This is a genomic window from Streptomyces sp. NPDC048392 (assembly GCF_043200575.1).
GTDB lineage: Bacteria > Actinomycetota > Actinomycetes > Streptomycetales > Streptomycetaceae > Streptomyces.
On record NZ_JBICYB010000010.1, the window covers coordinates 62,235 to 76,450 of the forward strand.

General features: G+C 71.4%; 9 protein-coding genes and 1 pseudogene. 9 read left to right on the plus strand and 1 reads right to left on the minus strand.

What is annotated here, in order from left to right; translation table 11 throughout:
- The first annotated feature begins 69 nt into the window (after window positions 1-69).
- The 5 genes from ACGFYH_RS16365 (at window position 70) to ACGFYH_RS16385 (ending at window position 7,063) form a co-directional block, all read left to right on the plus strand.
- Window positions 70-1,485 carry an extracellular solute-binding protein gene (locus ACGFYH_RS16365; RefSeq protein WP_393803796.1) on the plus strand — a complete coding sequence of 472 codons (1,416 nt, stop codon included), beginning with the start codon at window positions 70-72 and terminating at the stop codon, window positions 1,483-1,485.
- A 67-nt stretch (window positions 1,486-1,552) separates the two neighbouring features.
- Entirely contained in the window at window positions 1,553-2,512 is a 960-nt protein-coding gene (locus ACGFYH_RS16370; protein ID WP_393803797.1) for a carbohydrate ABC transporter permease, read from the plus strand.
- 18 nt (window positions 2,513-2,530) lie between these two features.
- Window positions 2,531-3,406, plus strand: a complete 876-nt coding sequence (locus tag ACGFYH_RS16375) for a carbohydrate ABC transporter permease (protein ID WP_393803798.1) — start codon at window positions 2,531-2,533, stop codon at window positions 3,404-3,406.
- 140 nt (window positions 3,407-3,546) lie between these two features.
- The gene (locus ACGFYH_RS16380; protein WP_393803799.1) at window positions 3,547-5,151 is read left to right on the plus strand and encodes a glycoside hydrolase family 13 protein; all 1,605 of its coding nucleotides are present in this window, start codon (window positions 3,547-3,549) and stop codon (window positions 5,149-5,151) included.
- A 178-nt stretch (window positions 5,152-5,329) separates the two neighbouring features.
- Window positions 5,330-7,063: a SpoIIE family protein phosphatase gene (locus tag ACGFYH_RS16385; protein WP_393803901.1), complete on the plus strand. Its 1,734-nt coding sequence runs from the start codon at window positions 5,330-5,332 to the stop codon at window positions 7,061-7,063.
- 20 nt (window positions 7,064-7,083) lie between these two features.
- Here ACGFYH_RS16385 and ACGFYH_RS16390 read toward each other — a convergent pair whose 3' ends face one another.
- Window positions 7,084-8,964: an ABC transporter ATP-binding protein gene (locus tag ACGFYH_RS16390; protein ID WP_393803800.1), complete on the minus strand. Its 1,881-nt coding sequence runs from the start codon at window positions 8,962-8,964 to the stop codon at window positions 7,084-7,086.
- 189 nt (window positions 8,965-9,153) lie between these two features.
- Between ACGFYH_RS16390 and ACGFYH_RS16395 the strand changes: the two genes are divergently transcribed.
- The 4 genes and pseudogenes from ACGFYH_RS16395 to ACGFYH_RS16410 all read left to right on the plus strand — a co-directional run bounded on the left by ACGFYH_RS16395 (window position 9,154) and on the right by ACGFYH_RS16410 (window position 14,206).
- Window positions 9,154-10,053: a YbhN family protein gene (locus tag ACGFYH_RS16395; RefSeq protein WP_393803801.1), complete on the plus strand. Its 900-nt coding sequence runs from the start codon at window positions 9,154-9,156 to the stop codon at window positions 10,051-10,053.
- Between the two features lie 100 nt (window positions 10,054-10,153).
- Window positions 10,154-10,516, plus strand: a pseudogene (locus ACGFYH_RS16400) (amino acid permease); the annotation flags it as partial.
- A 235-nt stretch (window positions 10,517-10,751) separates the two neighbouring features.
- On the plus strand, window positions 10,752-11,813 hold the full coding sequence (locus tag ACGFYH_RS16405; protein WP_393803902.1) for a mechanosensitive ion channel family protein: 1,062 nt from the start codon (window positions 10,752-10,754) through the stop codon (window positions 11,811-11,813).
- Between the two features lie 173 nt (window positions 11,814-11,986).
- Entirely contained in the window at window positions 11,987-14,206 is a 2,220-nt protein-coding gene (locus ACGFYH_RS16410; protein ID WP_393803802.1) for an NADP-dependent isocitrate dehydrogenase, read from the plus strand.
- Window positions 14,207-14,216: the final 10 nt, after the last annotated feature.

Genomic DNA, 14,216 nt, shown 5'->3' on the forward strand with positions numbered 1-14,216 from the left:
AGTGAGCGGCGCCCCACAACGCATCGGCGGTGGGGCGCCTTCCACGTTCATGCCCGAAGGGGACCACCCATGAGAAGTGCTCGGTTCCGCCGTACTCGCCGTGCCGGCGCCATCACGCTCGTCTCCGCTCTCACTCTGACCGCTCTTGCCGCCTGCGGCACGAGCAGCAGCAGCGACGACGGCGGTTCCGAAGGCGGCGGCGGGTCCTCCGACCCGGCTGCTCCGCTGGACCCGAAGACCAAGGTGACGATCACCATCGACTGCATGCCGCCGACGGCGAAGGCGGCCGAGCTGAAGGAGTGGAAGGAGGACGTCAAGGAGTTCAACAAGATCTACCCCAACGTCACCATCGACGGCCGCTCCACCCCCGGCCAGTGTCTGGAGCCGCCGCGCTTCACGGCGATGCTCAAGGCCAAGTCGCAGCCCGACGTCTTCTACACCTACTTCACCGACCTGCCGCAGGTGCTGGACAACGACGGCGCCGAGGACATCACGGCGTACGTCAACGAGAAGACCGTGCCGCTCCTGAAGGACATCGACCCGAACGTCCTGGGCTCGCTCAAGCACGAGAACAAGCTCTACGGCCTGCCCACGAGCAACTACACGATGGGCCTGCTGATCAACCGCAAGCTCTTCGAGAAGGCCGGACTCGACCCCGACGCTCCGCCGCGCACCTGGGACGAGGTCCGCACCGCCGCCAAGAAGATCGCCGACCTGGGCGACGGGACAGCAGGCTTCGGCGAGTACAGCGCGGGCAACACCGGCGGCTGGCACTTCACCGCCCAGATGTACAGCATCGGCGGGGAGGTCGTCGACGAGAGCGGCAAGAAGGCGGCGTTCGACGAAGCGCTGGGCAAGCAGGTCGCCGAGAACCTCCATGCCATGCGCTGGGAGGACGAGAGCATGGGCAAGACCCAGCTGCTCAAGTGGGGCGACCTGCAGAAGCAGATCGCCACGGACAAGCTCGGCATGTTCCTCGCCGCGCCCGACGACATCACCTACATGGTCCAGCAACTGGGCGCCGACTACGAGAACTTCGGCATGGGCCCGATCCCGGGCGCGAAGAGCACCCTCGCCGGCGGCAACAGCTACATGATCAAGAAGGGGATCTCCTCCGACAAGGTCAAGGCGGCCGTCGCCTGGCTGAACTTCGAGAACCTGACCGTCGGGAAGGGGCAGTTCGACTGGGCCCGCAAGAAGACCGACAAGCTGCCGGTCGGTCTCCCGCAGCCCAACTTCTGGCTCAACGGGTCGAAGCAGAAGGACGACGCGGCCCGGGTGGAGCACGCCACCATGCCGGTCGAGAACTTCAAGGCGTTCATGGACGCCCCGGTCCCGGGCATGGCCGAGCCGCCGAAGGCCCAGGAGGTCTACAAGGTCCTGGACAACGTGATGTCCGGCATCCTCACCAACGAGGACGCCGACGTCGACAAGCTGCTCTCCACCGCGGAGCAGCAGGTCGACCAGGTTCTGGCCACGCAGTGACCGGCTCCCTCGGGGGGCGGGCCGCGCCGCCCCCCTGGGCCCATGAGACCAGCCCCAAGGAGCGACGATGTCGGCCCCCAGCCTGACCCCGAGCAAGGCGGCGAGAGTGCGCCACGCCCAGCCGCCGGTGGACGGCCCGCCCCGGCGCGGCGGGTCGTTCGGCAGGAGCCTGAAGCGCAACCTCACCGCGCACGGCTTCCTGATCGGAGCGGTTCTCTGCTTCGCGTTCTTCTCCTGGTACCCGATGGTCCGGGAGTTCTTCCTCGCCTTCCAGAAGACGGACCAGGGCGAGGTCTCCTGGGTCGGCATGGACAACCTGTCCACGGTCTTCAACGACCCGGCCTTCTGGCAGGCCTGGCGCAACACCCTGCTGTTCACCGCGCTGGCCCTGGTCCTCGGCTTCGCCGTGCCGTTCGTCGTCGCGATCGTCATCAACGAACTGAGGCACGGCAAGGGGTACTTGCGGCTTCTCGTCTACCTGCCGGTGATGCTGCCCCCGGTCGCCGCCGTGCTGCTCTTCAAGTACCTGTACGACCCCGGCTACGGCCTGCTCAACGAGGTGTCCGGCTTCTTCGGGCTGCCCGAGCAGCAGTGGCTGCAGGATCCCGGCCTCTCCATGCTCTCCGTGGTCATCGCGTCGACGTGGATGAACATGGGCGGCGCGGCGCTCATCTACCTGGCCGCGCTCCAGGGCATCCCCGGCGAGCTGTACGAGGCGGCGGAGCTCGACGGTGCCGGGCTGCTGCGCAAGGTCTGGCACGTGACGATCCCGCAGACGCGGCTCATCCTCTCGCTGATGCTGCTGATGCAGGTCATCGCCACCATGCAGGTCTTCGTGGAGCCCTTCCTGCTGACCGGCGGTGCCGGCCCCGAGGGCTCGACCACCACGGTCGTCTACCTCATCTACCAGTACGCCTTCAACTTCAACAACTACGGTGCCGCGGCGGCCCTCGGCCTGCTGCTTCTCGTGCTCCTGGCCGGTTTCTCGGCGGCGTACGTGAAGCTCAGCCGCGCCGAGGACGAGTAGAGCCGGGGGAAACCACAGATGTCCACACGCACGCTCATCTCACCGGCTCAACTTGCCCGTCCGCGTGGAAAGTTGCTGTACTGGATGGCATTCGGCCTCATCGTCGCGCTCTTCACCGTGGTGTTTCTCGGGCCGATGTACTGGATGGTCTCCAGCGGATTCAAGGACACCCAGGAGGTCGTCCGGACGCCGCCGACGCTGGTCCCCGAGTCCTTCCGGCCGGAGAACTACTCGCAGGCGTGGAACGTCATGGACCTGGCCGGCCTGCTGGGGAACACGCTGTTCTACGCGTTCGGCGCACTCGCCTTCCAGCTGGTGTTCGACGTGGCGGCGGCCTACTCGCTGTCCAAGCTCCGCCCGATCTTCGGCAGGGCCATCCTCGGCCTGATGCTGGCGACCCTGATGATCCCGGCGACCGTGCTGGTCGTGCCGCAGTACCTGACGGTGCTCGACGTGCCGATCTTCGAACGCAACCTGCTGAACACACCGTGGGTGATCTGGCTCCCCTCAGTGACCAACGCCTTCAACATCTTCCTGCTGAAGCGGTTCTTCGACTCGATCCCCAGGGAGCTGCTCGACGCCGCCTCCATGGACGGTGCCTCGCCGGTGCGCACGCTCTGGTCGATCGTGCTGCCGATCTCGCGGCCGATCCTCGGGGTGGTGTCCATCTTCGCGATCGTGGGCGTCTGGAAGGACTTCCTCTGGCCCATGCTGACCCTGCCCGACCCGGCCAGGCAGACCCTGAACGTCGGCATCTACTCCCTGTCCAACGGGGTGCCCACGAACGTGCTGATCGCCGCGCTCACCATGGCCTCGCTGCCGACCCTCGTCATCTTCCTGATCTTCCAGCGCAACATCATGAGCGGACTCACCGCCGGAGGGCTCAAGGGCTGAGGGGTCCAGGGGCGAGGCGCTGCCGCCCGCCCTCCCCCCGCCTCCCGGCTCGTCCCGTCAGCCTTCGCCGCCGGCCCGCCCGACGCCCCGCTCCGTCCGGGCCGGCGGCGAAGACCCACCCTGCCCGAAAGGACCGTCACGTGGCAGCCCCCGACTCGCACCGCACCGACGACTGGTGGCGCGACGCCGTCATCTACCAGGTGTATCCCCGCAGTTTCGCCGACGGTGACGGCGACGGCACCGGTGACCTCGCGGGCGTCCGGGCGAGACTGCCCTACCTCGCCGAACTCGGCGTGGACGCCGTCTGGTTCACCCCCTGGTACGTCTCACCGCTCGTGGACGGCGGCTACGACGTCGCCGACTACCGCGCGATCGACCCCGCCTTCGGCACCCTGGGCGAGGCCGAGAAGCTGATCGCCGAGGCGCGGGAGCTGGGCATCCGGACCATCGTCGACATCGTCCCCAACCATGTCTCCGACCAGCACGCCTGGTTCCGGGCGGCCCTGGAGGCCGGCCCCGGCAGCGCGGAGCGGGAGCGCTTCCACTTCCGCCCCGGCCGCGGCGAGGACGGCGAACTGCCGCCCAACGACTGGCCCTCCCAGTTCTCCGGCCGCACCTGGACCCGGGTCCCGGACGGCGAGTGGTACCTGCACCTGTTCACCCCGGAGCAGCCCGACCTCAACTGGGACCATCCCGAGGTGCGCCGGGAGCACGAGGACGTGCTGCGCTTCTGGTTCGAGCGCGGGGTGGCGGGCGTGCGCATCGACTCCGCCGCGCTGCTCGCGAAGGACCCCGCGCTCGCGGACTTCGAGGAGGGCGTCGACCCGCATCCGTACATCGACCAGGACGAACTGCACGACATCTACCGCTCCTGGCGCGCCGTCGCCGACGAGTACGGGGGCGTCTTCGTCGGTGAGGTGTGGCTGCCCGACGCCGAGCGGTTCGCCCGCTACCTGCGGCCCGACGAACTGCACACCGCCTTCAACTTCAACTTCCTGTCCTGCCCCTGGGAGGCGGACCGGCTGCGCCGCGCCATCGACGACACCCTGGCCGAGCACGCCCCCGTCGGCGCACCGGCCACCTGGGTGCTCTGCAACCACGACGTGACCCGCACGGCGACCCGGTACGGCCGTGAGGACACCGGCTTCGACTTCGCGAAGAAGGCCTTCGGCACCCCGACCGACCTGGCCCTGGGCACCCGGCGCGCGAGGGCCGCCGCGCTGCTGACGCTGGCCCTGCCCGGGTCCGTCTACCTGTACCAGGGGGAGGAACTCGGCCTGCCCGAGGCCGACGTCCCGCGCGACCGGATCCAGGACCCGATGCACTTCCGCTCCGCAGGCGTCGATCCGGGGCGGGACGGCTGCCGCGTCCCACTCCCCTGGGCCGCCGACGCACCGTACTGCGGGTTCGGCTCCGAGACCGAGCCCTGGCTGCCGCAGCCGGCGGGCTGGTCGGCGTACGCGGCGGACCGCCAGGACGCCGACCCGGGCTCGATGCTCTCGCTCTACCGCGAGGCCCTGCGTCTGCGGCGCTCCACCGCGGGGTTCGGCGACGGTCCGCTCGACTGGCTGACGGCGCCGGACGGCGTCCTCGCGTTCCGGCGCGCGGACGGCCCGGTGTGCGTCGTCAACCTGTCCGACGCACCGGTCGAGCTGCCCCCGCACAGTGCCGTCCTGCTCCTCAGCGGGCCCCTGGACGGCGACGGCAGGCTGCCGGGTGACACGGCGGTGTGGCTGCGCGCCTGAGCCGCCCCGGGGGCGCCGCACCGCTGCGGCGCCCCGCTGGGCGCGACCGCCCCCCGGGGCGCCGCCGTCGCCCCTCGCCCCGAGGCGAGGCAGAATCGGGGCAGGAGGCCGTGGGAGGAGGCGACGCGTGCGGGAACGACCGTGGCTGCGCGGGGGCCGCCGGCCTCCCGAGGCGCTCATGGGCGGCCGGCGGGCTCTGAAGGCGGCCGTGCGTCCGGTGACCGAGGCGGTTCGCGCCCGGCGTCGGCTGGCGTGGCTGAACGAGGCCGGGATGCGTATCGGGACCACGCTGGACCTGCGGCGCACGGCCGAGGAGCTGGCCGGTTTCACCGTGCCGGAACTGGCCGACGGGTGCGCGGTGGACCTGCTGGAGTCGGTACTCCGGTTCCAGGACGGCGACCGCCCGGAGGCGACGGCGGACGCACCCGAGCTGAGGGCCATGGCGGTCTCCGAGATCCCGGGGCTCGACCTCGCGCCGGATCCGGTCGGCGAGCTGTCCGTGTACACCCCGGACCGGCTCGTGCGCACCTGCCTGACCACCCGCAGGCCCGTGCTGGTGGCGCGCATGGAGCGGTCCGACTTCGCCGCCGTGGCACCCACCCCCGAGGCGGCCGACCGGATGCGGCACGCGGGAGTGCACTCCTACCTCGCGGTGCCGCTGATCGCCCGCGGGGTGCTGCTGGGTCTGGCCGATTTCATCCGGGCGGGCAGCCGGCCCCCCTTCACACGCGGCGACGTGGCACTGGTCATGGAACTGGCGTCCAGGGCGGCCGTGTACATCGACAACGCCCGGCTCTACGGGCGCGAGCGCGAGCACGTGGTCACCCTGCAGCGGGCGTTGCTCCCCCGGTCCAGCCCGAGCACGCCCGGCCTCGACGTGACCTCGTGCTACGACCCGGCCGCCGATCCGGCCGCCGTGGGTGGCGACTGGTTCGACGTGGTCGCGCTGCCCAGCGGCCGCACCGCGCTGATGGTGGGCGACGTGATGGGGCGCGGCCTGGCCGCCGCCGCGACCATGGGCCGGCTGCGCACGGTGGCCCGGACCCTGATGGCGCTGGACATCGCGCCCGAGCGGTTGCTGGCCCGCCTCGACCTGGCGGCCCGCGATCTGGAGGAGGACCAGGTCGCCACCTGTCTGTGCGCGGTCTACGACCCGTACGGGGGCACCTTCCGCATCGCCAGCGCCGGTCACCCGCCGCCGCTGCTGACCGGGCCCGACGGTGACTCCTCGTTCCTGGAGGTGCCCACGGGGGCGCCGCTGGGGACCGGGGTGATCCCGTACGACACGGTCGAGCGGCCCGTGCCCGAGCGGAGCCGGCTCACGCTGTTCACGGACGGGCTGATCAAGTCGCGCACGGCCGATCTGGCCACCCAGCTGGAGCGGCTGCGCGAGGCGGTCGGCGACGGCGTGCCCGACGACGGCACCGAGTGCCGGACGGTCGCCGAGCGGGTCGGCGGTGACCGGTCGGACGACGCGATCGTCCTGGCCGCCCGCGCCCGGCCGCTCGGTGCGGGGTGCGATGTGTACGTGCGGCCGCTGCCGCCGGACGGCAAAGCCGCCGGGCAGGCCCGTACGGCGGTGCGCGAGCAGTTGGTGCGGTGGGGCCTGGAGGAGCTGGTCGACACGACGGAGCTGGTGGTCAGCGAGCTGGTCGCGAACGCCCTGCGGTACGGGAACGCCCCCGGTGAGCTGCGGCTGCTGCGGGACGAGCGGCTGTCGGTGGAGGTCTCCGACTCCGGTCCCGACCTGCCGCAGATCCAGCACGCGGACGTGAGCGACGAGAGCGGCCGCGGTCTCCAGCTGGTCAACATGCTGTGCCGGCGCTGGGGCTCGTGCCGCACGCCCGAGGGGAAGGTCGTCTGGGCCGAGCAGGACCTGCCGGTGCGGGCCGGGGAGTCCGGCCCGCCGTAGCACGCACCCGCGCCGCCGGTCTACGCGGCCTTGTCCATCACCGGCCGCCCGAACTGGGTGCGGTGGAGTTGGGCGTAGCGGCCGTCGGCCGCGAGCAGTTCCTCGTGGGTGCCGCGTTCCACGATGTGACCCGCCTCGACCACCAGGATCTGGTCGGCCGCCCGGATGGTGGACAGCCGGTGTGCGATCACCACGGCCGTCCTGCCCGCCAGGGCCTCGGCGAGGGCCTCCTGGACGGCCGCCTCGGAAGTGTTGTCCAGGTGCGCGGTGGCCTCGTCGAGGATGACGACGCGCTGACGGGCCAGCAGCAGCCTGGCGATGGTCATGCGCTGGCGTTCGCCGCCCGAGAGCCGGTAGCCGCGCTCGCCGACCACGGTGTCGAGTCCGTCCGGCAGGGTCCGTACGAGGTCGGCCAGGCGGGCGCGGCGCAGTGCCTCCCACAGCTCGTCCTCGGTGGCGTCGGGCCGGGCGAGCAGCAGGTTGGCCCGGACCGTGTCGTGGAAGAGGTGGCCGTCCTGGGTGACCATGCCGACGGTGTCGCGCAGCGACCGCGCACTGAGGTCGCGCACGTCGACGCCGCCGACGCGCACGGTGCCGCCGTCGGTGTCGTACAGGCGCGGCAGCAGCTGGGCGATGGTGGACTTGCCGGCGCCCGAGGTGCCGACGAGGGCGACGGTCTGGCCCGGTTCCGCGCGGAAGGAGAGGCCGTGCAGGACCTCTTCGCCGCCGCGGGTGTCCAGGGAGGCGGCCTCTTCGAGGGAGGCGAGGGAGACCTTGTCGGCGGACGGGTAGCCGAAGCGGACGTCGTCGAACTCGACGGCGACCGGGCCGTCGGGGACCGGGCGGGCGTCGGGCTTCTCGTCGATGAGCGGGGTCAGGTCCAGCACCTCGAAGACCCGCTCGAAGCTGACGAGTGCGCTCATGACCTCCACGCGGGCCCCGGCGAGGGCGGTCAACGGCGCGTACAGGCGGGTCAGCAGCAGGGCGAGTGCCACGACGGCGCCCGGGTCGAGGGTGCCGCGCAGGGCGAAGAAGCCGCCGAGGCCGTAGACGAGGGCCAGGGCGAGCGCGGAGACCAGGGTGAGGGCGGTGATGAAGGCCGCCTGGGCGGTGGCGGTGCGCACGCCGATGTCGGCGACGCGGCGGGCGCGGCCGGCGAACTCGGCGGACTCCTCCTCGGGCCGGCCGAACAGCTTGATCAGGGTGGCGCCGGGCGCCGAGAAGCGCTCGGTCATGCGGGTGCCCATCGCGGCGTTCAGGGTGGCGGCCTCGCGCTGCATGCGGGCCATGCGGCGGCCCATGCGCCGGGCCGGGAGCACGAACACCGGGAGCAGGGCCAGGGCGAGCAGGGTGATCTGCCAGGACAGGGTGAGCATGACGGCGAGGGTGAGCAGCAGGGTGACCAGGTTGCTGACCACGCCGGAGAGGGTGTTGCTGAAGGCGCGCTGGGCCCCGATGACGTCGTTGTTGAGACGGGAGACGAGCGCGCCCGTACGAGTGCGTGTGAAGAACGCGACCGGCATGCGCTGCACATGATCGAACACGGCCGTCCGCAGATCGAGGATGAGTCCCTCCCCGAGCGTCGCCGAGAGCCTGCGGGAGAGGATGCCGAGTACCGCCTCGGCGAGGGCGATGAGCGCGATCAGCAGGGCGAGTCGCACGACCGTGCCCTCGTCGCCGTCCGACACGATCGCGTTCACGACCTTTCCGGCCAGGACGGGGGTGGCGACGGCGAGCAGCGCGGTCACCATCCCGAGCAGCACGAACCGGGCGATGCGGCGGCGGTGCGGCCGGGCGAACGCGCCGATGCGGCGCAGCGTCGCACGGGCGAGGGGGCGGCGCTCCTGCTCGGCGTTCATGACGCTGTGCAGCTGGGTCCACGCTGTGGTCTCCATACTCATGCGGGTGACGTTAGAACCTCGACCGGCCTTGAGGTCAAGGAGACGACGCCCGCGGTCCGTAAGCCCGTGTCCGCGCGTCGGACATCCGTAGTTGGCGCGACTCGGGGAATGTCTTGTGGTGTGACGACAGCGGTTCGACACCCCGAGAAGCCACTTCCGCACCGTGTCCCGGTCCGCCGGGTCCTGTGTGTGCTTCCGCTGCTCCTGGTGACGGTGGTCGCGGTGCGGCACCGGTCGGTGCTGGCCGAGGGTTTCGGTCATCTCGCCACGGCCCGCTGGCCCTGGCTGCTGGCCGCCGCCGGCGCGACCTGCCTTACCTGGGTCGCCGCCGCCTGCACCCGGCAGGGCGCGGTGGTGGAGCGGTTGCCCCGGCGGCGGCTGCTGGCCACGCAGTTCGCGGCGGGCGCGGCCAATCATCTGCTGCCGACGGGGCTGGGCGCGAGCGCGGTGAACCTGCGGTTCATGACGGTGTGCGGGCTGCCGCTCGCCCGTTCCTCGGCCGCGCTCGCCCTGTATCTGCTGGCGGAGAGCGTCGGCCGCCTCGCCCTGCTGGGTGCCCTGCTGATCGCGTTTCCCGACGCGCTGCGGCTCGGCTCGCTGCTGCCCGAGGGGGCCGCGGGGCCGTTGCTGGCCGTCGTGGGCGCGGTCCCGGTCGTGGCGGCGGTGGCGTCGGCGCTGATGCCACGGCTGCGCGGGGCCGTGGTCTCCTTCCTGCGGACGGCGCTGGGCGAGGCCCGCTCGGTGCACGGCCGCCCGGCGCGGGCGCTGGCGCTGTGGGGCGGCGCGCTGGTGTTCCCCGCACTGCAGGCGTCGGCGCTGGTGCTGGTGGGGCGGGCGCTGGTGTTGCCGGTGCCGGCCGCGCACATGGCGGTGGCGTATCTCGCGGCGACGGTCGCGGTGGCGCTGGTGCCCACGCCGGGCGGCATCGGCTCGGTCGAGGCGGCGCTGGTCGTGGCGCTGGTGGCGGCGGGCGGGCCGGCGGCGGCGGCCACGGCGGTGGTACTGGCGTTCAGGCTGCTGACGGTGTGGCTGCCACTGCTGCCGGGGGCGCTGACGCTGGCGGCGCTGGTAAGGATGCGGGTGATCTGAGGGGAGGCCCGCCGCGGGCACGGCCGGACGCCTGGCCTACCTCGGACACGGCCGGACGGCGGTGACGTGTACCGGCCCGCCCCCGGGGGGGGCGACCGCGTACTCGGCGACGGCTTACGGCGCGCGGTGACCGCCCTCGACGTCATCGGCATCCTCCAGGCGTACGCCGTCCCGGTGCTGCTGCGCCCGCGGGCCGGTGACCGGGTGCAGCCGGGGCCCTGGAACCTGGGGCGGTGGAGCAGGCCGGCCGGGTGGGTCGCGGTGGTGTGGTGGCGTTGGTCACCGTGCTGTTCCGCCTCCCGCGGTCGCCCCCGGTGACGGTCGACACGATGACTACGCCGCCCCCGCCCCGGCCGTCGTACGGGTATCGGCCACCGTGTGGTGGTTCGTCGTCCGCCGTTCGTACGGCACGTCCACGACCGCGGCGTACGGCGACGGCCGTGGGCAGGCGGAACCGGCCGAGCGCGGTGTCCGCATCGCCAGGTCCGCCGCTCGGCACGGTAGGGAACGGCGCCCGGTGTACGGCAGGATGAGCCCTCGCGCCGGTCGAACTGTCATGCGGTTCGGCCGATCGCATCCCCGACATCCCGTAGGTATCGAGCAGGTGACGACGTGACGAGCAATCACATCCGGCCGTCGGCGAGGGGCTTCGCCGCATCCGTGCCCACCGGAGGTGGCCGGTGACCGACGACCTGACCATGGACCGGCTGGTACCCGCCGGCATCGCGCTGGGGGCGGGCCTGCTGGCGGCGTTCCTGCTGCGGATGCTGCTGCGGTGGCTGGCGGGACACGCCGGGCGCACCCGCTGGGGCGGCGACGACGTGATCGTGGCCGCGCTGCGCACCGTGGTGCCGTGGGCGGCGGTCGCGGGCGGGGTGGCCGGTGCGGCGGCGGCGCTGCCGCTGACGCGGACGGTGCAGCACGGCGTCAACCAGGTGCTGACGGTCCTGCTGATCTTCGTGACGACGGTGACGGCGGCCCGGGTGATCGCCGGTCTGGTACGGACGGTGACGACGTCCCGCTCCGGGGTGGCCGGCTCGGCCACGATCTTCGTCAACATCACCCGGATCCTGGTGCTGGCCATCGGCTTCCTGGTGATGCTGCAGACGCTGGGCGTCTCCATCGCGCCGATGCTCACCGCCCTGGGCGTGGGGGGCCTGGCGGTCGCGCTGGCCCTTCAGGACACGCTGGCCAACCTCTTCGCGGGCATTCACATCCTCGCCTCGAAGACCGTGCAGCCGGGTGACTACATCCAGCTCAGCAGCGGCGAGGAGGGTTACGTCGAGGACATCAACTGGCGCCAGACCACCGTCCGCGAGCTGTCCAACAACCTGGTCGTGATCCCGAACGGGCAGCTCGCGAAGTCGAACATGACCAACTTCATGCGACCGGAGCAGCGGCTCACGGTGCTGGTCCAGGTCGGCGTCTCCTACGACAGTGACCTGGAGCACGTGGAGCGGGTGACGACCGAGGTGATCGCCGAGGTGATGACCGAGATCAGCGGCGCGGTGCCGGAGCACGAGCCGGCGGTGCGTTTCCACACGTTCGGCGACTCGCGGATCGGCTTCACGGTGATCCTGGGCGTGGGCGAGTTCAGCGACCAGTACCGGGTCAAGCACGAGTTCATCAAGCGCCTGCACCGGCGCTACCGCGCGGAGGGCATCCGGATTCCGTCGCCCGCGCGGACGGTCGCGCTCCAGCAGGGGGCCGTGGTCCTTCCGCAGCAGCGGGCGGGCGAGGACGTCGTCCCGTTCACCTGATCACCTGATCACCTGATCACCACATAATCGCACGTCCGTTCGATTGACGGGGCGGGGGTCGCGTGCCCGGGTGCCCGGGTGGCCGGAATCCGCGCGCGACCCCTGTCGAGCCGAGGTCGATCACGAGATATCTTGATGTCGAGCAATGTTGCAGACGTGGAGCGGAGTACCCGGTGACTGACTCGACCATCATCTATACACACACTGACGAGGCCCCGGCCCTGGCGACGTATTCGTTCCTGCCGGTGGTCCGGGCGTACGCCTCGCAGGCGGGTGTCGCGGTCGAGATCCGCGACATCTCGCTGGCAGGCCGCATCATCGCCCTGTTCCCGGAGTACCTGACCGAGGACCAGCGCATCCCGGACGCCCTCGCGGAGCTCGGCGAGCTGGCCAAGACGCCCGCCGCCAACATCATCAAGCTGCCGAACATCTCGGCGTCGATCCCGCAGCTCAAGGCGGCCGTCGCCGAGCTGCAGGGCCGGGGCTACGCCCTGCCGGCCTACCCGGACGACCCGAAGACCGACGAGGAGCGCGACATCCGCGCCCGCTACGACAAGGTCAAGGGCTCCGCGGTCAACCCGGTCCTGCGCGAGGGCAACTCCGACCGCCGTGCCCCGGCCTCGGTGAAGAACTACGCCAAGACCCACCCGCACCGCATGGGCGCCTGGACCGGCGAGTCCAGGACGAACGTCGCGACCATGGGCGAGAACGACTTCCGCTCCACCGAGAAGTCGGTGGTGATCGCCGAGGACGGCGCCCTGCGGATCGAGCTGGTCGGCGACGACGGCACCACCACGGTGCTGCGCGAGTCCGTGCCGGTGAAGAAGGACGAGGTCGTCGACGCCTCCGTACTGCGCGTCGCCGCCCTGCGCGAGTTCCTCACCGCCCAGGTCGCCCGTGCCAAGGCCGAGGGAATCCTCTACTCGGTGCACCTGAAGGCCACGATGATGAAGGTCTCCGACCCGATCATCTTCGGCCACGTGGTCCGCGCCTTCTTCCCGAAGACCTTCGCCCGGTACGGCGACGTGCTCGCCAAGGCCGGCCTCACCCCGAACGACGGTCTGGGCGGCATCTACAAGGGCCTGGAGTCCCTGCCCGAGGGCGCCGAGATCAAGGCCTCCTTCGACGCCGAGCTCGCCGAGGGCCCGGAGCTGGCGATGGTCGACTCCGACAAGGGCATCACCAACCTGCACGTGCCCTCGGACGTCATCATCGACGCCTCCATGCCGGCGATGATCCGCACCTCCGGTCACATGTGGGGCGCGGACGGCCAGGAGCACGACGCCCTCGCCGTCATCCCGGACTCCTCCTACGCCGGCGTGTACCAGGCCGTCATCGAGGACTGCCGCGCCAACGGCGCCTACGACCCCTCCACCATGGGTTCCGTGCCGAACGTGGGCCTCATGGCGCAGAAGGCCGAGGAGTACGGCAGCCACGACAAGACCTTCGAGATCCCCACCACGGGCACGGTCCGTCTGGTCGACGCCGCCGGAAACGCCGTGCTGGAGCAGGCGGTCTCCGCCGGTGACATCTTCCGCGCCTGCCAGACCAAGGACGCCCCGATCCGCGACTGGGTCAAGCTGGCCGTCACCCGGGCCCGCGCCACCGGCGACCCGGCCGTCTTCTGGCTGGACGCGGGCCGCGCCCACGACGCCAACCTGATCGCCAAGGTCGAGCGGTACCTGCCGGAGCACGACACCGAGGGTCTGGACATCAGGATCCTGTCCCCGGTCGAGGCGACCAAGCTGTCGGTGGAGCGCATCCGCCGCGGCGAGAACACCATCTCGGTGACCGGCAACGTCCTGCGCGACTACCTGACCGACCTCTTCCCGATCCTGGAGCTGGGCACCAGCGCCAAGATGCTGTCGGTCGTCCCGCTGATGGCGGGCGGCGGCCTCTTCGAGACCGGCGCCGGCGGTTCGGCCCCCAAGCACGTGCAGCAGCTGGTCAAGGAGGACTACCTGCGCTGGGACTCCCTCGGCGAGTTCTTCGCCCTGGTGCCGTCCCTGGAGCAGTACGCCGAGACCACCGGCAACACCCGTGCCAAGGTTCTGGCCGACGCCCTCGACCGCGCCACGGCGACCTTCCTCAACGAGGACAAGTCCCCGACCCGTCGTGTCGGCGGCATCGACAACCGCGGCAGCCACTTCTACCTGTCCCTGTACTGGGCGCGGGAGCTGGCCGAGCAGACCGACGACGCGGACCTGGCCAAGGCCTTCGCCCCGCTCGCCGAGACGCTCACCGCCGCCGAGCAGCAGATCGTCGAGGAGCTGAACGCCGTACAGGGCAAGCCCGCCGAGATCGGCGGCTACTACCAGCCCGACCCGGCCAGGGCGGCCGAGGTCATGCGCCCGTCGGCCACCTGGAACGAGGCGCTGGCCTCCTTCGCCTGATCGCCCCGGA